This is a genomic window from Providencia sp. PROV182 (assembly GCF_028480325.1).
Taxonomy (GTDB): Bacteria; Pseudomonadota; Gammaproteobacteria; order Enterobacterales; family Enterobacteriaceae; genus Providencia; species Providencia hangzhouensis.
On sequence record NZ_JAMPOL010000021.1, the window covers coordinates 1 to 21,556 of the forward strand.

Sequence of the window (21,556 nt, forward strand, 5' to 3'; positions counted from 1 at the left end):
GGGTTTACCCTAAATAGTTCGCGTTGTAGCAAGGCGGCAAAACGAAGGTATCCCAAGGAGCATACATCAGTATGTGACTTGGGGGGCTGAGTGTAGCCAACACAGCTACAGCGTGAAATATGACGGGTAAACAGATGAAAAAAATTCCTTGTACACTAATGCGTGGCGGCACCTCGAAAGGCGTATTCCTTTTAGCGGACTCTCTCCCTAAAGACACTCAACAACGGGATGAACTGATCCTTGCTATTATGGGTTCTGGTCATGCTTTGCAAATTGATGGTATTGGTGGGGGTAGCCCACAAACCAGCAAAGTCGCTATTATTAGCTCTTCAACTCATCCTGATGCTGATATTGATTATTTATTCGCTCAGGTTTCTATTACTGAACGTATTGTTGATACCGCACCAAATTGCGGAAATATTCTTTGTGCCGTGGGTTCTTTTGCGATTGAAAAGGGGTTAGTTCCTATTACTGGTAAAACAACCACTGTCAGGATCCGTAATGTCAATACGAACACTTTCGTCAACTCTACGGTGCAAACACCTGATGGCCATGTGGATTATGATGGTGATACCGAAATTGCTAGTGTACCCGGCCATGCCGCGCCTGTTGCCCTGACATTTTTAAATGCGTGTGGAACAAAAACAGGAAAATTGCTTCCTACTGGTCATGCTATTGATACCATTGAAGGCATTGATGTCAGTTGTATTGATATGGCAATGCCTGTGGTATTAATTGATGCTCCTCAGCTCAATAAAACTGGTTATGAAACTGCGGAGCAACTTGAATCCGATACCGAATTTATGCAAAAGCTGGAAACTATTCGTATAAAAGCCGGGGCAGCGATGGGGCTTGGTGATGTGAGCAAAAAAGTTATTCCTAAACCCATATTGATTTCACCCGCCATTCACGGTGGAACCATTAATGTCCGCTATTTTATGCCACATAAATGCCATGGCGCTCTTGCCGTGACTGGTGCTATTGCCATTGCCACAAGTACTATTGTTCCTAATAGTATTACCCAGCAATATGTTCACTCTGTTGATATGAAAAACATTGCTATTGAGCATTTAAGTGGCAAATTTGACGTGTCGTTAAACCAACAAGGCAACTCACCGGAAGAGCTTCAAGCTTCAATTATTCGAACTGCAAGAAAACTCTTTGAAGGCAATGTCTACGTTCCTTAAAACTAATATCTTGGCCTGCCTCTTATCTAGAGGCAGGTGATTAATTTTATTTTTCTGTAAGTAACGGTTCAAAATTGCCATCAATATAATAGGAAACTTGATGTGCCTCATCTGGCGTTGGCAACTCCAACTTCCCTGCCATTTTTTCCATAACTTGCTCCGGCACTGCATACTTACGTTGTTGATTTTGTTGCCGCCACTGTTTAAATGGCACTTCCAAGTAAACTAAATGGATTTTGGCTTGATAACGTTCAAATAAGCTGATCATGGTTCCCCGTAAAGAGGCACTTAATGATGTTGCATTCCAAATAAAATGTGTTTTAGTGCGTAACAATCGTTTTGCTTGCTCTTTAGCTTGCTGAGCCACCCACCCTTGTGCATTTTTATCTGCTGGGTTGATTTTATGTTCTCGACGAATATCATCTAAACACACGACTGCCGTTTGTGGGTAAAACTGTTTGATAAAATGGTCTTTTCCCATCCCCGGCAAACCACATAGCATAATCACTTCGCTCCCTATCTCTTCAAAAGGTTGGTAATCCGTAGTGCCTTTTTGATGATGAAAATAATGGAAGCGCCCAGCTGGTGAAGCGAATGATTTAGGTTTGTCCCAACAGCCCTGCTCACGACAAAATAATTCAAATAGCTCGATTCTAACTAATAATTCCGCTTTATCTTCACATGTACGCCCTATCGCATCGGCTTTCGCTAACATGCACAATAAAGGCATTTCAACGCGCAATGATGCCGCAAATAATGTACGTTCAGGATCTGGCTTTTCCATTAACCAAAGCGGTAGACCATGAAATCGAACTAAAGCCGCAATCTGTTCACGAATAGCAAAAGGTGTTTCTATTTGTCGAAATAATATATTTCGTACAGATAACTCACCTTTTTTAGCATGTCCAGGCGAATGAATCCGCCCCTCTTCATCTTCTTTTGTCGTACTACGTTATTCAACATCATGCAGCAACGCTGCCGCCCAAACGATTTGTTGTTTAAGTTCCGTAAGCTGTTGATATTCAGGTAAATCTTTCAAAGCCGCTAACACCATTTGAGTGTGAATGGCCACATTACCTTCCGCATGGTGCAAACGGTCTTGCGGCACATATTGCATATCACGCACAAAATCGAACTGTTTTTCAAGCTGCGCCCAATCACGACATTGGGTTAATTGCCAACTCATGGTTGTTCTCCTTGTAATTCAAAGGCCAGCTTGGCTCTCTGCCAATGCCGTTTCCAGTGGATATCTGTTTTGACATGGTTTTTACGCACATATTTAAAAACATGCGCCATAAAATCATCCACATGAAACCCTTGGCTATCACGGCTCACAATCCCTTCCATGCTACAGGCTTTCCCTGTATGTGTATCACGCGCAATAAATTGACTATCTAATGATGCCGCAGTAATTAATGAACTTGCATACTCTTGCTTATCCATCTGTTTACTGAGTGATAAATCTAATTGTGGGACAGTTGGAAAATCAAATAAAGCCGCATAAAATTGCACCTCTTCCCAACTAAGCCAATACTCCCCTTGCCTAACAGCAAACACATAGAAATAATCTTCAATATGTTGATATTCAATGGAATGTATTGCATAAAGGTTTTCGCCGAAGAGTTCGATATCCCCTAAATCATCTTTAATCAGCTGCCAACGTTGGCGAATTTGCTGGCTCCATGCCGATTGGGTTGGGGCACCATGAGAGCGTGCAAAAACTCCATGGCGGTTTAAGCAATTATTTTCACCATCCAGTTTTTCTGTGTGAACCAGTTTGTTTATATTTTGGATGTGCGACCACCAATCGCTATTGATGCGATCATCACTAGTCGTACCAGGGGAGAACGGATAGTGATACGTTCTACCATACTTTCTTGATTGCATATTCATCATGCTTTCTCTAAAGAAATAGAAATAACCACAAATCTTTTGTTAGATTTGCGTCTTTAATTGTTGAGAAATCAAGAGTAGGTATTACATATCTATTCCGAGTAACGGCCTCATTTTTGCTTGGCTAATAGTTAAAATTAGCGAAATTGAAGGAAAACAGTTGAATTTTAGTCTAATTGTCAAGAAAAAGGCTATCAATTTATTCCTAATCTCATTACTAACGCAACTATTCAACTGTTATACAATTTTCATCTAGGGAATATTTCACTACCACTTTATTACGATACAAACAATTATCCTGCAGAGTGATAGGTTCTTGTCCTTTGGTTGTCACTTTTTGCCAAATTTCATTATGACGGTATATAACTTCATTCTCTCGGGTAAATTTATGGTTTTTCTCATAAATATGGTATTTGTGTTCACGAGGAGTGCAGCTCAATAACTCCCCTTCGAGTTGATGTTCTGCAATATTAAATACCAACTGAAAAGCACTTTGTGTCGGATTATAAAAAACCAAATCGATATAATTATAAAAAATTGCCGCCCCAGAACCAAAAGGCAATACCCTCCCTTCATCTGGAAATGGGTCAAAACTATGATTAGCACGCTCAACCACTTGTAATGGAGAATGCAATACCATCCAATGAATTAAATTACTTAGTTGACAAATTCCCCCGCCAATCCCTGAACGAGCCTCACCAAACGAAAGTTCCATACCTTCAAGAAAACCTCTGCGCGCAGTTGGTTTTCCAACAAGCCGACAAAATGAGAAGTATTCCCCTGGGTAGATGATGACTCCATTCATCGCTTCTGCAGCAATACGTAAGTTTGTCACTTTGTTGTATTGTAAACGTAGGTCTGACTCACCTAATTTACGGATCAGCTTAGATGTGTGCTTGTTGTAGCGATACTCAAGACGTTCATTGGATTTTAATTTCGCATAATATTTGGCGGAAAATGCCCAATGCAATCGTCGAGCTAAACGTTTTTGGGTGACACGCAGCCAATAGAGAATAGGATGATAAGAAGAAAGCGGCCTACGCATAACAAACCTTATTGATATCATTAACCAATAAATCATGTCATAGGCATTCGCTTTTCGACATAGTAACTATCTGATAAACCCAATAATTGATAAAAGAAAATAATCCAGCTCGCAAAATAAAAACCATTTGTTCTAAATATTTTATGTCACAGCTAGGCTATAAAAAGTAAATCCCTAGGCGCATACACAAGTATGTGACTAGGGTTTACTTTTGAAACCAACAACGCTGTGGCGTTAAAGCCAATGAGCAAATTAATACAAGCCGATTAGCGCCCCAGTCGCTAATAAAAAGAAACTAAACAACCAAATCCAACCAAACGAATAACGTAGGTGGCGGCCCATATCAATTCCAGCCAACCCCATAGCTAGCCATGCCGCTGGAGAAAAAGGACTCACGAAGGTCCCTGCGTTGTTACCTATCGCCATGGCGTAAACAACAGAAGATGGGTCAACACCAACTGTAGCGGCAATTTGTTGAATTATTGGTAGTAAGGCAAAATAGTAAGCATCGGTACTGGTAAAAATATCCATCGGCACACCTAAAATACCAACAAAAATATGGACTTTAGAAACCCATTCGGTTGGTAAGATAGCCGTTAAGTCTGTTGCGATTGACTCAAGCATGCCACCTTCCGATAAAATACCCAAAAATGCTCCCGCCGCTAATATAATAGCAACCATTCCCAACGCTTGTGGTGCATGGGCGGCCAAAATTTTCATTTGGTCTCTAGGATTAGGGAAATTCACCATCAAGGCAATGGAAAGTGCAATCATAAAAACATAAGGTGCAGATAATAAACCAAATGCTAAACACACAACGGAGGCAACAATTAACCCACCATTGATGAGTGGTTTCTTAGGTTTTTGAACCGTTTCTGTTATATCTGCAGTGTCGTCACTGACAGGTAACAAAGAATCCATTTCATATGGCGTAGTTCCTTTCAAACTTGCCGCTGCAATACGTCGTTTCTCACGTAACCCCATCAGAATAGCAAATACCACTGCGCCACCCATACCAATTAGTTGTACTGGGATCAAGTGTTGCCAAAGGGTCGAAGCATCAATTCCGGTTACAGCTGAAGCTCGGCCTAATGGCCCGCCCCAAGGTACCATATTCATGACACCCATACTGGCGCACATCAGTAGCAACATTAAATAGGGGCTCATACCAAGTTGACGGTATAAAGGTAACAATGCAGGAATAATAATTAAGAATGTCGCAGCGCCTGACCCATCGAGATGGACAATACCCGCAATTAACGTTGTCATAATACAAACAACAATAATATTCCCACGAGTCATTTTAACCATTAAACGGATCAACGGGTCAAAAATATGCAGGTCTTTCATTAAGCTAAAGAATAAAATCGCAAATAAAAACATAGCTGCGACTTTTGAGACTTTATTAATGCCGCTTTCAAAGAATACTGAAATTTCAGCAACAGAATAACCGGCAAATAAAGCACCAATAAAGGGAATACAAGACATTGCGATAATTGGGCTAACTTTTCCCATCATCAATAATGTTACTATCGATATAATGATTAAAATACCAATAATTGTCAGCACATCAATTTCCTTCTTAGAATTATATTTTTCAGGTGAACACAAAGCTTAGGATTAGCTAGTATCAGCTTAATAAGCTTGTTTCTTATATAAACCATTTAATATAACCGCAAGGAATATTTTATATTTTTGCCTCACAAACAATGCATTAACGCTTATTTAAATTATCATTTAAAATAAAAAAATAGTTTTATTCACTATTAGAACCATTAAAACCATAAGCAGATATTAACGCCATTTTATATTGGTGATTATTAATTTTATTTATAAGTTACAGAATTATAACAATCAAAAAATAATAGCTATTATTATATTTTATTTTTTATCTCATTTTTTTATATTTTTTCCCTCTTTTTGCATCATATTGCTAGGGAAATATACTTTTTATGGTATTGATCAAATCTGTAAAAATTTACTTGATTTTCCTTCAATAATTCGCTGTAAAACAAATTTTCCCCCTTAATACCACACCATCTCACAAAAAAATTTTGGCTAACTGGGTATAATATTAAAATAATTTAAGTTTGCTAATAAGGAAAGTTCCAATGAGCCACCTTTTTTCACCCGCATCAATAGGCCAAGTTTCGCTGAAAAATCGTATTATTGTTCCCCCAATGTGCCAATATTCTGCAGAAAATGGTATGCCAACAGCATGGCATAAAGCCCACTACATGAACCTTGCTTTATCAGGTGCCTCTTTAGTTATTGTAGAAGCCAGTGCTGTTGTTCCTGAAGGTCGTATTACCTACAAAGACCTAGGCTTATGGAATGAAGAGCAAATGGCAGCAATGCAACAAATGCTCAGCGATATCCGGCAATATTCAGATGCACGCTTAGGAGTACAAATCGCTCACGCTGGTAGGAAAGCATCAACAGATTTACCTTGGTTAGGAGGTAATAGTATTCAGTCCACACAACCTAATGGCTGGCAGACTGTAGCACCATCAGCACTGGCTTTTGGTAATAATACAATTCCACATGCATTAACTATTGAAGAAATTTCGCAGCTCAAACAGCAATTTATTGAGGCAGCAATTCGGGCAGAAAAAGCAGGTTTTGACGTTATTGAGATCCATGCTGCTCATGGATATATACTGCATGAATTCCTATCGCCAGTTTCAAACTTACGACAAGATGAATATGGTGGATGCTTTAAAAATCGTACTCGCTTACTGATTAATATTTTCCATGAGATGAGAGAAGCCATTAGCCCTAATGTTGCAATTGGTGTACGGATCTCCGCAACAGATTGGCTTGAATCGGGTTGGAGCGTACCTGAATCAATTGAGCTAACAGAATTATTAGAAGATTTAGGTTGTGACTATATCCACGTCTCATCTGGCGGGTTATCAACTGAACAACAGATACCATTGAGCCCAAATTACCAAGTCCCTTTAGCACAAGCTATTCATGAGAATACTATGATGCCTGTCATTGCTGTCGGTCTTATCACTGAACCTTTACAAGCAGAAGCCATTGTGGCAACTCACCAAGCAGATTTTGTGGCAATCGGTAGAGGTATATTATTTGAACCACGCTGGCCTTGGCGAGCAGCAAGTGAATTGAACGAACAAATAGACGTTGCACCGCAATATCTACGCAGTGCCCCACACCAATTCAAACACTTATTTAAGTAAAAATAATAAATTCGCAGCTATTGTTGCTTGATAATCAATAGCTGCGAGTAATAAATAATTAACGTGCGTTAGTCGAGCACTGCTGAACAAATTCAATCATGGTTTTTTGGAATTCAGGCTCTGCAGTACCTGATTTTTCTAATTCCGCATCCATACGTTTAAATTCAGCCAAACCATATTTTTCAATTGTTTTATCATAGGCACAGCCACAAATTGCGGTAACTGCTTTTGCTGTTTCACCTTGAGGATTACCAGATGCAACGACACAGGTATTAACAAAGTTGTCTTTGTATTCAGCAATTTCTGATTTTTCATCAGAACATGCAGACAACACAACCATTGCTCCTGCCATACCTAATATTAATGCTAATTTTTTCATTTTATGCCCGTTTCCTATTCAGCTTTAACTAAGGTGATAATATTAAACCGCTATTATTCCTAGTTCACGCTATTTTGGATATATCGTTTATGTTTTCAATACCATTAATCTTAATATGCTAAATAAGAGGTTCTTATTAAGATTAATATCCCTATCACTGACTATGCATATTAATCATAGCTGTTTTCTTATAAAAAATCTGTATTGACCCATTGTTTATTATGTGTATTTTACCTTGGTAATGAATTAGAACAACGCCATCGGTAATAGAATAATGCCGATAAAATTAGCACACAACCAACAATTTGGACAAAAGGCATTCTTTCATTGTACCAAATAGCCGCTACAAATACGGTCATAACAGGTTCAAGGATCATAATAATTGCAGCATTGCCGGCAGTAGTATTTTTTTGACCAATAAGTTGCAATACAAAGCGTAAACTCGTTGCTATTACAACACTAGCAATAAACCACATCATGGTAGGTACGGTGATGCTACTTGGCCACTCTTCTAAAAAAAATGACAAAACTAACCCAGTCATTCCTGTACAAGCAAGCTGAATGGTCGTTAACGGCAAAAGAGGGATTGTTCGAGTATATAAACTGGTATAACAAAAATAGATAGCTTGGACAATTGCCGCACCAAGAAACCACAGTTGGCTTGCTTTAAATTCAAGCTGTGCCTTAAATAGTGTTAAACATGCCAACCCTAATACAGCGACCGGAAGTGCCTCCCAGAAATAACGTACAGGTTTATTTTTTAAAATAACCCATGCGACTAGCGGGACAAACAACATAGCAAGGCTCATGATAAAAGCCCCTTCACCAATTGAATCTGTTATCGCAACTGCGTGGATCCAGAGCACCATATTTAATGACATCCAACCGCCTGTCATTAATATTTTTGGTAATTGCTTCGCCGCTATTCTATTTTTTTTCCCTCGACAAAAAGGGGCTAAAATGATGGCTGCAAATAAAAAACGGCTACCAAGAAAGGCAAAAATAGGCATTCCCTGCACTGATTCTCGGGAAAATACCCACCCCCAAGCCGCGATTATCGTGGTAAGCACCAAGAAAAATTCTGCCTTTCTTTGTGAATACATGTGTTCCTCTGGATAAATTAACTGACTCGCAGATACATCATACTGGCTTTTGTATGTAAACCAATCACATTTATGGCCTTTCTCTCCGACTTCCCTAAATAAAAAATATCTCGCCAAAGAACGATAAATATGACCTTAAATTAAGAGCCATTTCCTCTTAATAAAGATAATTTTACTTCTTGGCTGCTTTTTTCTTATTAACTAGACTAAGTCTGATTTTAAACGCGATAAATGGGGAAGTTTGCATAGAATCTCATCAATTTATCTTCTTACATAGCCTGAGATAATCAAGGGTAGACAAACAATGCACAACTTGATGAAAGGTTATATCATGGTTATTCAAAAAACATTACTGATAGATAATGATAAAATCAAAAAAATTAAGACTGCGATCAATAAGAGAAAATATGCACATGCCGATGAAATAAGTTTGTTATGGCAGCACGCTTTAAAATCATCGTCAGTCTTCAGTTGGGGAAAAGTGATGCTAATTTCTATCATTAGTGGTCTTGTTATCACAATAACCACTTATTTGTAGGATGAGCTTTTAAAAAGAAGAAATCGAGCCTATCGCCCGATTTCTATTAACTTTCTTTGATATAGCTAAAATAGCTAATTCAACTAATTACCAGTAACCTAAGAATTTCCACCAAACGCTACCAATAAAGAACCAAATGGCTAAGTTAACTACGCTCATCACGAAACCTGTTTTCCACCATTCCGCAAGGGTTGCATAACCCGAACCAAAAATAATAGGTGCAGTACCCGTACCATAGTGTGTCAATGACATCATTAGTGACGATGAGAATGCTAATGTTAAAGCTAATAACATTGGTGGAGCGCCAAGGGCTAAACCTGCCGAGAAAAATGCTGCATACATCGCCGTAATATGCGCGGTTGTACTCGCAAAGAAATAGTGAGAATACACATAAATTAAAACAAGAATTAGCATTCCCCATACCCAGCTAATGCCTAATCCATCAATAGTTGCACCGACGGTTAATGACATCCACTTTATGAGACCGAGCTTACCTAAAAAACTCGCCATCATGACTAAGGCAGAGAACCAAACGACAGTATCCCATGCCCCTTTGTTTTTCAGAACATCATCCCAATTAATAACCCCTGTCGCTAATAGAACACTCAACCCAATAAACGCCGCGGTGGTTGCATTAACACTATATGCAGGCCCAAAAATCATGGCAGGAACACCAGCCCACAACAAAAGTAACAACCCAAAAACACCGAGAGTTATTTTTTCAGGTAATGAAACTGGGCCTAATTGTTGTAAACGTTCTTTGGCAAAATTTGGCGCATCCGGTGTTGAAGTAATTTCCGGCTTATACATCAAATAGATCACCAAAGGCATTAATATTAATGACACGATGGCAGGAACAAACGCCGCAATCGCCCACATACCCCAAGTTAATTCATTTTCTTGGCTTGTTTCACTAATAATCAAACTGACAATTAATGGGTTTGGCGCTGTCGCCGTAATAAACATTGCAGAAGTGATTGGGTTAATATTGTAGTTAACGAGCGATAAATAACGCCCTATCTTACCTGCGGTTCCATCTTCAGCCTTTGACCCAAAACTATCCGAAATCGAACGCATAATTGGGTGAATAATTCCCCCACCTCGAGCAGTGTTACTTGGTGTCACAGGTGCCAATATTGTTTCTGCTATTGCCAATGAATAAGCAATACCCAATGTTTTTTTACCGAATAAAGAAATGACATAATAACCTATCCTTGCCCCCAGGCCTGTTTTATTCAAGCTCATGGAAACCATGATAGAAATACCAATTAGCCAAATTAGATCATTAGAAAAGCCACTTAAAGCATCCGCAATTGCCCCTTTAGTTGATTCAGGGTTAGTGACCCCGGTTACTGCAACTAATGAAATAGCGACAATAGATACACCTCCTATTGGTAAAGCTTTACCAATAATAGCAGCGATAGTACCTACAAATAATGCTAAAAGATGCCACGCATTTGGATTAACACCTTCGGGAACAGGAATTAAGAACCAAATAATTAATGTTATTGCAACTGCGATTAGAGTTGGTACAGGTTTTAAAGGTGTTAGTTTATTCATAAGGTTATCCATACACGTATAAAGATGGAAATACAGAGTAATTTCAGTTATATATTCTAATTTTATCTTTAGATTAACAATATATAGCTCAAAAACCTTGATATTTATCAGTACGTGAATTCTTTTATGATAAATTTTAAGCCAGTTTGTAACGATGTGTAATATATTATTTCAGATATCAATCGTTCCATATTTCTTGCACAAAAAGATAAGCCTACACTTACATTAATAAGAGTAAGAATAAAACTGGGATTATTATTTGCTCTGTTACTAGGTTAACAGCACACAATCACATTTGTCACATAATCAAATTTGGTTAGTAATATACTAAAATTTCAATTTTTTTTATAGTTCATCCTCAATTTATGATTGCTGAATCGAATTAATAAAATAAAACCAAGAAATATTCAAAATTATATTGAATATATAAAAAATTATAACAATGACAACATTGATTAAAAAACACGCATATTACTATTAAATTAATACCTCTGCTTAATTAACATTAGTTATTATCTTATCTGATAATTTAAAAAAACACTTATAGTGATTATGCTCTGTTCTCAATACCATTTTTATCTCTAATCTAAATGTGAGTAATCAAACTTATCAAAATATGACTAATAAGGAAACGAAATGCCCACTGATAACATTTACATCACAAATTCTCAACAACCATGTATTGTATTATGTACAACCAATAGCCATGAAAGTGCAATTAAAATTACCCAACACTTACTCGCTAATCGCTTAGCAGCATGTGTTTCCCTACTGCCTGAAATAACATCTGTTTATCTATGGCATGGTAATATCACGCAAGATAAGGAGGTTTTACTCTTGATCAAAACGACCCAAGGAAACCAACTTAATCTATTTAATGCAATAAAAGAAATACACCCATATGAAACCCCAGAACTCATTCGCTTAGACCCAAGCCAAGTTGAAGACAATTATCTGCAATGGCTGATTAACTCTGTCAAATAATAGGTATTAATCTGAATTTAATAACTATAGCGTTATAAATTGTGAGCTAATATCATTTTTGTATAAATTAATTCAACTGGTCGGCTATGGTTTACCGTAAATTAGTGCTATATAAATAAGCTCGCTTTATATTTATTTTCCCTCCTTAATATTTGGAGGTTTTTTTTGTCTAAAATTGACTAGCGTATATTCCTTCAACCTGCTAAAAGTCCGATTTATTCGCCCCTTTGGCATTACATGGTTAGACAGCTATTATTATTATCGGCATTCTCCTTAAAGAAAAAAGCGACTGATATTAATATCAATCGCTTTGTGTATAAAAAATAGCCTGAATAAGCTAGTCTCGTAATGGCGGGTTTCTCACTTGCCTATCACCTGCTACATAATAATCTGCATTGCTTGTGGGTAACGAAGGACGGTTTCGAATTTTATCGGCAATTTTCTCTGCAATCATGATGGTCGTTGCATTTAAATTCCCTGTAATGATCAACGGCATAATCGATGCATCGATAACCCGTAGATTTTCAATACCGTGAACTCGCCCTGCACCATCCACGACTGCCATATCATCGTAACCCATTTTACAGGTTCCACACGGATGAAAAGCGGTTTCTGCTCTCTCGCGCACAAATGCATCTAGCTCTTCATCAGTGCTAATCTGTTTGCCAGGGCTTATTTCATCCCCACGATATGGGTCAAGTGCTGGCTGAGCCATAATTTCACGAGTAATACGAATGGCGGCACGAAACTCTTCCCAATCTTGCTCCGATGACATGTAATTAAACAAAATACTTGGATGTTGCTTTGGGTCTAGGGATTTCAAGCGAACACGCCCTCGACTAGGCGATCGCATTGAGCCTACATGGGCTTGAAAACCATGCTGATTGACTGCATTACTACCATTATAGTTAATCGCCACAGGCAAAAAGTGGAATTGAATATTTGGCCATGCGAATTTTTCGCTAGTGCGGATAAACCCACCTGCTTCAAATTGATTACTTGCGCCAACTCCAGTCCCTTTAAATAGCCACTCAGCGCCTATTTTAGGTTGGTTTATCCATTTTAAGGCTGGATATAATGAAACTGGTTGTTTGCATTCATATTGCAAATACATTTCAAGGTGATCTTGCAAGTTTTGCCCAACACCAGGTAAAACGTGCACAGCTGGAATATTGAACTCAGCCAAAACATCCTCAGGCCCAACTCCAGAACGCTGCAAAATTTGCGGTGAGGCGATCGCACCTGCACATAAAAGCACCTCTTTACTCGCCTTCACTACCGTAGGTGTAGTGCTATTACCTTGATAATATTTAACACCAACCGCTTTTTTCCCTTCAAACTCAATGGTATCTGTCGTGGCATGGGTAAGAATAGTCAGGTTATTACGCTTTTTCGCTTGGTCTAAATACCCTCTTGCTGTACTTGCTCGTCGCCCTTGCGGTGTAACTGTACGGTCCATTGGGCCAAAACCCTCTTGTTGAACCCCATTTAAATCATCTGTTTGCGGGTACCCTGCTTGTACGCCTGCTTCCACCATCGCATGAAATAGCACATTATTGCCATTTTTCGGTGTTGTCACACTGACGGGGCCATCTCCGCCGTGATAATCATTTGGGCCAATATCACGTGTTTCCGCTTTTCTAAAATAAGGTAAACAATCAAGGTAACGCCAGTCTTCTAACCCAGGCGCTTCCGCCCAACCATCAAAGTCTAGAGCATTCCCTCGGATGTAACACATCCCATTAATTAATGATGAGCCACCAAGCCCCTTTCCACGACCACACTCCATACGGCGGTGGTTCATATGCGGTTCAGGGTCAGTTTCATAAGCCCAATTATAACGTCGCCCTTGTAATGGGTACGCTAATGCCGCTGGCATTTGTGTGCGAAAGTCGAACCGGTAATCCGGTCCTCCTGCTTCAAGGAGCAGCACAGTAACATCAGGATCTTCTGTCAGGCGGGTAGCAAGAACGTTACCGGCTGAACCAGCACCGATAATAATATAGTCATAGACCATTGTTATCTCCTCTGTTTCAGTCAAATTAAAATGATGTGATTAAAAAACGGATGCAAATTCCCCCAGTTCCACTTGAATGGATTTCACTTGTGTATAATTTTGCAGTGTCATAACGCCATTTTCGCGGCCAACGCCGGAATGCTTATATCCGCCCACAGGCATTTGTGCTGGTGATTCACCCCATGTATTAATCCAACAAATCCCAGCCTCTAATTGATGAATAACACGGTGTGCACGTGTTAAATCTTGTGTCACCAATCCTGCTGCTAACCCGTACACACTATTGTTCGCACGAGCAATCACTTCGTCTTCCGATTGATAACTCAAAATACTCATAACAGGGCCAAAAATTTCTTCCTGTGTGATTTGCATTTCATCGTGGCAATCGGTGAATACGGTTGGTGCAACATAAGCTCCCTGTGCAAAATCGCCATCCATTAAGCGTTCACCACCGCACAATAACCTCGCGCCTTGTTGTTTGCCTAACTCAATATAACGCAACACGTTTTCCATATGAGCAAAACTGACTAATGGCCCAAAGTTGGTGTTTTCGTCAACGGGTGAACCTATTTTAATGCGAGCCACACGTTCAGTGATCTTGTCCTCAAACTGTGATTTAAGCGATTCAGGCACAAAAACCCGTGTTCCATTGGTACACACTTGGCCTGAACTATAAAAATTCGCCATCATGGCAATATCCGCGGCTTTATCTAAGTCTGCATCATCAAAAATAATTAGAGGCGATTTACCGCCTAGTTCCATCGTCACCTCTTTTAAAGAAGAAGCTGATGCATTCGCCATCACTTTTTTACCGGTTGCGATCCCCCCTGTGAATGAAACTTTGGCAATATCAGGGTGCTCTGTTAACCATTGCCCCACTTCACCGCCTTGGCCTGTCACTACGTTAAATACCCCTGCTGGCACGCCCGCTTCAGTGTATATTTCAGCCAACTTTAACGCTGTTAACGAAGTAACTTCACTGGGTTTGAACACCATAGCATTACCTGCTGCTAGTGCAGGAGCTGATTTCCATAACGCAATTTGGATAGGATAATTCCATGCACCAATACCTGCCACAACCCCAAGAGGTTCACGACGAGTATAAGCAAACGAGCTATCACGCAAAGGGATTTGCTGCCCCTCCAGCATCGGAATTAAACCTGCATAGTATTCAAGAACATCCGCTCCTGTAACGATATCCACATAACGAGTTTCAGAAAGCGGTTTGCCCGTATCAAGGGTTTCGAGGTAAGCCAATTCGTCGTTACGTTCTCGTAAAATATCCACCGCACGGCGTAAAATACGTGAGCGTTCCATCGCAGTCATTGCCGCCCAGACTTTCTGGCCTTGTTTAGCGCTTTCTACCGCCCATTGGATATCTTCAAGGGTCGCAGATTGCAGATCCGCGATAGTTTCCCCATTGGCAGGGTTGATTGCAGGAAATCGCCCGCATTCAGGTTGTGAACTGTCGACATAACCACCATGAATATAAAGCTTATGTATCGGTGGATGTTGCATATTATCTCCTCTGAATTGGTTATTAGGTTCCTAAAACCTCAGCACGTTGTAGTTGCATATCGATGTATTCGTTAGTGATTTTGAGTGCATCCTTAACAGGAAATTGTTCATTACTCAAAGCACTACGTAGCCATAGGCCATCAATTAAAGCAGCCAGCCCCTTCGCTGCCATCCGCGCATCTGCCTTGTTTAATACCCGCCCAAACTCATAGCTTAAGTTTGAATACAAACGCCGGTCATTAACCTGTTGTAAGCGGTTTAAATTCGGTTGATGCATACTGCTAGCCCAAAAGGCTAGCCACGTTTTCATCGCCGCCTCACTGGTTTGCGTTGGATCGAAGTTGCCTTCAACAATCGCCTGAATTCGTAGTTTTGCCTCCGCCCCTGTTAACATGCGTAAACGTATTGCCACCGCAAAACCCAACTGGTATTGAATATGGCGCATAGTGGCTTCAAGCAAGCCATTTTTATCACGAAAATAATGGCTGATGATCCCTGTAGAAACCCCGGCTTTACGGGCAATTAACACAAAACTGGCTTCCTGCATTCCAACTTCATTAATCACAGCCAATGTGGCTTGAATTAACTGTTGTTTACGTATCGACTGCATTCCTATCTTCGGCATGGTATTTGAACCTAAAAAATACATTGATCCCTTTTATTAAACGTTTTTTTGATTGAATGTTCAATCAATATTAACTATTGTTTACAACAATTCATTCACAATTAACATAAGAGAGAAGATAACAAAAACCAAATCTTGGCTGATAAATCAATATATTAGCTTAGAAAGTAATTTTAACCTGTTAAATAAATAAAAATGTGGAATGTCCAATGACAACTCAAAATAGCCCAAAAAATAAGCAGAAGGATAAATTGAATTCTGTGGTTTTTTTTACTTCCGCCGGTCTTATCCTGGCGTTTTCTTTTTTCACCATCTTGATGACTGAAACAGCAAATCAGTGGATCGTTACCGCGCTTGGGTGGGTATCTAAAACCTTTGGTTGGTATTACCTGCTAGCAGCAACGCTTTATATTGTTTTTGTCATTTTCGTTGCTACCTCACGCTTTGGTAATATCAAACTCGGCCCTGAACAATCTAAACCTGAATTTAGCGTGCTCAGCTGGTCTGCGATGCTATTCGCGGCAGGAATTGGTATCGATTTAATGTTTTTCTCCGTCGCTGAGCCGGTCACCCAATATATGCTGCCGCCAACGGGCGAAGGCGAAACCTTAGAAGCAGCTCGTCAGGCGATGGTGTGGACACTGTTCCACTATGGCCTAACGGGCTGGTCTATGTATGCCTTAATGGGGATTGCACTGGGTTACTTCAGTTATCGTTATAACTTACCGCTAACCATTCGCTCCGCACTCTATCCTATTTTTGGTAAACGGATTGACGGCCCAATTGGCCATACAGTAGATATTGCGGCAGTACTTGGGACGATTTTCGGTATTGCAACAACTCTTGGGATCGGGGTTGTTCAGCTGAATTATGGCCTCAAAGTATTATTCGACTTACCTCAAGGGCTCCCCGTGCAAAGTGGGTTAATTCTGCTATCAGTGATTATGGCCGTGATTTCTGCCACATCTGGGGTAAATAAAGGTATTCGGGTGTTATCCGAGCTCAATGTGCTTTTGGCATTTGGCTTGATTTTATTTATCTTATTTGTCGGCGATACCGAGTTCTTACTCAATGCCTTAGTACTGAATGTGGGGGATTATATCAACCGCTTTATGGGTATGACCCTCAATAGCTTTGCCTTTGACCGCCCAACGGATTGGATGAATAGCTGGACGCTGTTTTTCTGGGCGTGGTGGGTAGCATGGTCGCCATTTGTTGGGTTATTCCTCGCTCGTATTTCTCGTGGTCGGACCATTAGACAGTTTGTGATCGGTACTTTAATTATTCCGTTTGTTTTCACACTATTGTGGTTATCTATTTTTGGTAATAGTGCATTGTATGAAATCATTCACGGCAATAGCGAACTTGCCAAAACCGTCCTCGACGCCCCCGAAAAAGGCTTCTATTCACTACTTGAGCTTTACCCTGGCTTTGGCCTAACCGCTTCTGTTGCAACCATTACTGGGCTGTTGTTCTATGTCACCTCTGCTGACTCCGGCTCATTAGTATTAGGTAATTTCACCTCAAAACTCAGTGATATTAACAACGATGCTCCTAATTGGTTGCGAATTTTTTGGTCTGTCGCAATTGGTTTACTCACCTTAGGGATGTTAATGACAGATGGCGTCGCTGCTTTACAAAATACAACGGTGATCATGGGCTTACCATTTAGTTTTGTGATCTTCTTTATTATGGCTGGGCTATATAAATCATTAAAAGTTGAGGACTTTAGACGCGTTAGTTCGCTAAATACTAATGCGCCTGCACCGCTGTATGGCAATGGAACACTCAATTGGAAACAGCGTTTGGGACGAGTGATGAATTTCCCGGGAACGACTTATACCCAGCGGATGCTTGATTTGGTGTGCATTCCTGCTATGCAAGAAGTGGCAAAAGAGCTCAGTTTAAGGGAAGCGAAAGTAGAATTTAACACCTTGCCACCCATTGCTGATGAGCGCTTAGACCATTTAGAGTTAACTGTTGACCTTGGTGAAGAACAAAGCTTTATTTACCAAGTGTGGCCACAGCGCTATTCCGTTCCCGGTTTTACCTATCGCGCACGTTCAGGGAAATCCCATTATTACCGCTTAGAAACCTTCTTATGGGAAGGCTCACAAGGGAATGATTTAATGGATTACACCAAAGAACAAGTGATTAGCGATATTCTAGACCAATATGAAAAACATATGAATTTCATTCATTTAAGCCGTGAAGCTCCCGGTGCAACCTTAACATTCCCTGAATCTGTTTAATTTGACCTCTAAGGGGGCGATGCTCCCTTAGAGTCAACAAATGAACAACTTATCAATAAGGGCGGCCCGCTTGCTCTAACATTTTTTTCATTTGCTGGCGATCATTCATCCAAGCCATTGAATTAGGGCACCCTGCTCCCGTCGGGTTAACATCACACACATTAAAATGTTTTGAAAACGCATTTTCATCTGCATTTCGCTGCTCTAACAAAGCTTGATAACTTTGTTCTTCTTGTGGAAGTTTCTTTTTGGGATCAAAGACAAACTTTTGTTGTGTCTGTAATTTTTTAATTCCTTGGTAGTCTTGATTAAACTCGCGATCAGCGGGTGACTTTTCTTTAAATGTAAAGTCGCTGGCAAAGCCATAAGAAGTAAAACAAAGAAAAATAGCAATAATAACCTTTTTAAACATATCAATTTCCTGCTGTATCCATAAGTAAATATTATATGTCAGCAGAAACACATGGTGTTGAATAATAATAAGTGAAATTTATAAAATCCTTAATATTCAAATAAATAATTTACATAGGTTATTAAATCAATTGATTGATACATCATTGAAATTGGCTTAGTCTTGTTATATCAACCCTATGATGGATATTGGTGATAGCCCATTTTCTCTGAAATATTACGCCCCGCCGTTTTCAGTAATTGGACATAGTCATCAATACGCTGCTCATCAAAACGAATCGTTGGGAACGAAATCGATAGCCCTGCAACCACATGACCTAAGCGGTCATACACTGGCACAGCAATACAGCGCAGTCCTAACTCTTGCTCTTCTCTGTCTTGTGCATAATGGCATTCACGAACGGTGGCTAATTCCGCCAGCAGGTCTTCTATCGTTAAAATTGTTGTTGCCGTTTTTTGACTAAAAGTTTCATCTTTCAATGCCAAACGAATGGATTCTTCATCTTGCCAAGCGAGTAAAATCTTACCGATTGCGGTGCAATACAATGGGTTACGACGCCCAACCCGTGAATACATGCGTAAATTATAACTCGAGTCGATTTTATGGATATAAATAATGGCATCTTCATCTAATGCACCCAAATGCACCGCTTCATGGGTTAATTGGCCAATAGGGCGCATTTCTTTATCTGCAATTTCTATCAGGTCAACATACTCGAGGGATTTTGCCCCTAATTCGAAGAGTTTTAAGGTCAGTGAATACTTATCTGCTTCACCTTCTTGATCCACATATCCTAACTGTTTCATCGTTTGCAGAAAACGAAATGTCGTGGCTTTTGACATCAATAAACGCTGTGAAAGCTCAGACACACCAATCTCTTTTTGCTCACCAAGGGCGCTAAGAATGCTAAATACCTTAACCACTGCTGAAACAGCATCCGTTTGAGTCGTTTTATCCATTATTTTCCCATCATCCTATAAATTGATATCGACATTACACCCTAACTAATAGCATAAGTGGCTATCATGATAAAAACAAGAACGTCGATTTGATATTTTTAAAACGGCGTTTCATTTTTATTGAAGTTCTATTTAAAATGGGTTTTAATAGCATCATTAAGTAGCAATAGTTTACTAAGTCGTAATCGCGCAGGTGGTGAAAATGAATACACATCCGCAAGTTGCCGTTATTGGCGAATGCATGGTTGAGTTGCAAAAATCGGGTGAACTTTATAGGCAAACATTTGGTGGGGATACACTCAATACCGCGCTATACCTGTCTCGTTTAACTAAAGATCACGGTGTGACAACCCGTTACATCACCGGTTTAGGTCAGGATCCATTCAGCCAGCAAATGCTAAGCAGTTGGCAACAAGAAGGCATCAATACTGAAGAGGTCTTTATTTCGGACAAACATTTGCCTGGGATGTATTTAATCGAAACTTCTGCTGATGGCGAACGCCGCTTTTTCTATTGGCGAGATAATGCCGCGGCAAAATTTTGGCTTGATGCCGTTTGTCTTGACCACAACAGCAAAGCCCACACACAGCAAATCCTAAATTCACAACAATTTATCTATTTAAGTGGCATCAGCCTAGCCATTTTACCTAGCGCTTCACGCCAGTTGTTATTTGAAATGTTACAGCAAGCTAAACAGCATGGTGCCCAAATTGTGTTTGATAATAACTATCGCCCCGCACTTTGGTCTTCCAAACAAGCGGCACAACAGGCTTATCAGCAAATTTTAAGCTTAACCGATATCGCTTTTCTGACCTTTGATGACGAACAACTGCTTTACGATGATATTGATGAAACTGATGCAATTGCACGTACCCAACAATATGGTGTGAACGAAATAGTGATCAAGCGCGGTGCTGATGCCTGCTTTGTGATTATCGATAACGAACGTATTGAAGTCCCTGCGAATAAAATCAACCACGTGGTTGATACCACTGCAGCAGGGGATTCTTTCAGTGCCGGCTACCTTGCTTGCCGTATTTTAGGTGGCAACCCATGCGAAGCGGCAAAAACAGGTCATTTACTGGCTGGAACCGTCATCCAACACCGGGGAGCGATTATTCCATCCGAAGCCATGCCAACCACTGCTTTAGAAACATGTTAAGAGGCTTTAACCATGAATCAATTACTTGAAAGAATTAAGAAACTCAATGTTGTTCCTGTTATCACCATTAATAATGCAGAGCATGGTGCACCATTAGCAAAAGCTTTAGTGGAAAATGGCCTGCCATGTGCAGAGGTCACCTTCCGCACCCCTGCCGCGGTACAAGCGATTAAAAATATGCGTGCTGCTTACCCTGAATTACTGATTGCCGCAGGTACGGTATTAACCACAGAGCAAGTTGACCAAGCCATTGAAGCGGGTGTAGATTTTATCGTCAGCCCGGGTTTTAACCCAAAAATTGTGGCTTATTGCCAACAAAAGAACGTGATTATTATTCCTGGGGTGAATAACCCAAGCTTAGTGGAGCAAGCCCTTGAATTTAATCTCACCACGTTGAAATTCTTCCCAGCCGAAGCCTCTGGCGGAGTTGCCATGCTCAAAGCACTCAGCGCCGTTTACCCGGTTAAATTTATGCCAACTGGCGGTATTGGTATGAAAAATATAAAAGAATACACCGCATTACCGTCTGTATTAGTGTGCGGCGGTTCATGGATGGTACCGAATGAATTAATTGACAGTGAAAACTGGCAAGAGCTCGGCAAACTCATTGCCGAAGCTGCAACTATTTAATTTATAATAAAAGTTTCGTTGTTGTTATTGCGCCCTTACTGGATGGTAAGGGCTTTTTTGTTGTTCATGTTTATTAAAATATTGTTTCA

General features: G+C 40.1%; 17 protein-coding genes and 1 pseudogene. 6 read left to right on the forward strand and 12 right to left on the reverse strand.

Going from position 1 to position 21,556, the window contains the following annotated elements; all coding sequences use genetic code 11:
• The first annotated feature begins 134 nt into the window (after positions 1–134).
• Positions 135–1,187: a 4-oxalomesaconate tautomerase gene (locus PR834_RS16010; protein WP_196725439.1), complete on the forward strand. Its 1,053-nt coding sequence runs from the start codon at positions 135–137 to the stop codon at positions 1,185–1,187.
• 46 nt (positions 1,188–1,233) lie between these two features.
• Here PR834_RS16010 and PR834_RS16015 read toward each other — a convergent pair.
• The 4 genes and pseudogenes from PR834_RS16015 to PR834_RS16030 form a co-directional block, all read right to left on the reverse strand.
• Positions 1,234–2,373: pseudogene (locus tag PR834_RS16015) on the reverse strand (AAA family ATPase).
• A complete protein-coding gene (locus PR834_RS16020) occupies positions 2,370–3,080 on the reverse strand; it encodes an RNA ligase family protein (protein WP_094961205.1) in 711 nt (236 codons plus the stop codon). The pseudogene PR834_RS16015 and the gene PR834_RS16020 overlap by 4 nt, the downstream one beginning before the upstream one ends.
• Positions 3,081–3,306: 226 nt before the next feature.
• The gene (locus tag PR834_RS16025) at positions 3,307–4,125 is read right to left on the reverse strand and encodes a VanW family protein (RefSeq protein ID WP_036957832.1); all 819 of its coding nucleotides are present in this window, start codon (positions 4,123–4,125) and stop codon (positions 3,307–3,309) included.
• A gap of 252 nt (positions 4,126–4,377) precedes the next feature.
• Positions 4,378–5,694, reverse strand: coding sequence for a CitMHS family transporter (locus tag PR834_RS16030; protein ID WP_036957833.1), 1,317 nt, complete (start codon positions 5,692–5,694; stop codon positions 4,378–4,380).
• Between the two features lie 542 nt (positions 5,695–6,236).
• On the opposite strand from PR834_RS16030, the gene PR834_RS16035 reads away from it, so the two are divergent.
• On the forward strand, positions 6,237–7,328 hold the full coding sequence (locus PR834_RS16035) for an NADH:flavin oxidoreductase/NADH oxidase (RefSeq protein ID WP_262960452.1): 1,092 nt from the start codon (positions 6,237–6,239) through the stop codon (positions 7,326–7,328).
• Positions 7,329–7,386: 58 nt separating this feature from the next.
• Here PR834_RS16035 and PR834_RS16040 read toward each other — a convergent pair whose 3' ends face one another.
• From PR834_RS16040 to PR834_RS16050, 3 genes are all read right to left on the reverse strand, one after another.
• Entirely contained in the window at positions 7,387–7,707 is a 321-nt protein-coding gene (locus PR834_RS16040; RefSeq protein ID WP_004255491.1) for a hypothetical protein, read from the reverse strand.
• Positions 7,708–7,937: 230 nt separating this feature from the next.
• Positions 7,938–8,810: a DMT family transporter gene (locus PR834_RS16045; protein WP_272536775.1), complete on the reverse strand. Its 873-nt coding sequence runs from the start codon at positions 8,808–8,810 to the stop codon at positions 7,938–7,940.
• Between the two features lie 625 nt (positions 8,811–9,435).
• Positions 9,436–10,908, reverse strand: coding sequence for an anion permease (locus PR834_RS16050; RefSeq protein WP_036957836.1), 1,473 nt, complete (start codon positions 10,906–10,908; stop codon positions 9,436–9,438).
• A 636-nt stretch (positions 10,909–11,544) separates the two neighbouring features.
• On the opposite strand from PR834_RS16050, the gene cutA reads away from it, so the two are divergent.
• Complete coding sequence (cutA, locus tag PR834_RS16055) at positions 11,545–11,892, forward strand: divalent-cation tolerance protein CutA (RefSeq protein WP_094961204.1); 348 nt, start codon at positions 11,545–11,547, stop codon at positions 11,890–11,892.
• A gap of 337 nt (positions 11,893–12,229) precedes the next feature.
• Here cutA and betA read toward each other — a convergent pair whose 3' ends face one another.
• The 3 genes from betA to betI are packed head-to-tail and all read right to left on the reverse strand — an operon-like array spanning position 12,230 to position 16,052.
• Positions 12,230–13,909, reverse strand: coding sequence for a choline dehydrogenase (gene betA / locus PR834_RS16060; RefSeq protein ID WP_096865099.1), 1,680 nt, complete (start codon positions 13,907–13,909; stop codon positions 12,230–12,232).
• 39 nt (positions 13,910–13,948) lie between these two features.
• Positions 13,949–15,427 (reverse strand): betaine-aldehyde dehydrogenase, encoded by a 1,479-nt coding sequence (gene betB, locus PR834_RS16065; protein ID WP_164565350.1) that lies wholly within the window; start codon positions 15,425–15,427, stop codon positions 13,949–13,951.
• A gap of 22 nt (positions 15,428–15,449) precedes the next feature.
• A complete protein-coding gene (gene betI, locus PR834_RS16070) occupies positions 15,450–16,052 on the reverse strand; it encodes a transcriptional regulator BetI (RefSeq protein ID WP_112308222.1) in 603 nt (200 codons plus the stop codon).
• Between the two features lie 209 nt (positions 16,053–16,261).
• Between betI and PR834_RS16075 the strand changes: the two genes are divergently transcribed.
• Positions 16,262–18,304 carry a choline transporter gene (locus tag PR834_RS16075; RefSeq protein WP_272536776.1) on the forward strand — a complete coding sequence of 681 codons (2,043 nt, stop codon included), beginning with the start codon at positions 16,262–16,264 and terminating at the stop codon, positions 18,302–18,304.
• 52 nt (positions 18,305–18,356) lie between these two features.
• Here PR834_RS16075 and PR834_RS16080 read toward each other — a convergent pair whose 3' ends face one another.
• Entirely contained in the window at positions 18,357–18,716 is a 360-nt protein-coding gene (locus tag PR834_RS16080) for a hypothetical protein (protein WP_164455762.1), read from the reverse strand.
• 176 nt (positions 18,717–18,892) lie between these two features.
• Positions 18,893–19,675, reverse strand: a complete 783-nt coding sequence (gene kdgR, locus PR834_RS16085) for a DNA-binding transcriptional regulator KdgR (RefSeq protein WP_196725445.1) — start codon at positions 19,673–19,675, stop codon at positions 18,893–18,895.
• 202 nt (positions 19,676–19,877) lie between these two features.
• Between kdgR and PR834_RS16090 the strand changes: the two genes are divergently transcribed.
• Positions 19,878–20,837 (forward strand): sugar kinase, encoded by a 960-nt coding sequence (locus tag PR834_RS16090; RefSeq protein WP_187710226.1) that lies wholly within the window; start codon positions 19,878–19,880, stop codon positions 20,835–20,837.
• Between the two features lie 12 nt (positions 20,838–20,849).
• Positions 20,850–21,467: a bifunctional 4-hydroxy-2-oxoglutarate aldolase/2-dehydro-3-deoxy-phosphogluconate aldolase gene (locus PR834_RS16095; protein WP_094961198.1), complete on the forward strand. Its 618-nt coding sequence runs from the start codon at positions 20,850–20,852 to the stop codon at positions 21,465–21,467.
• Positions 21,468–21,556: the final 89 nt, after the last annotated feature.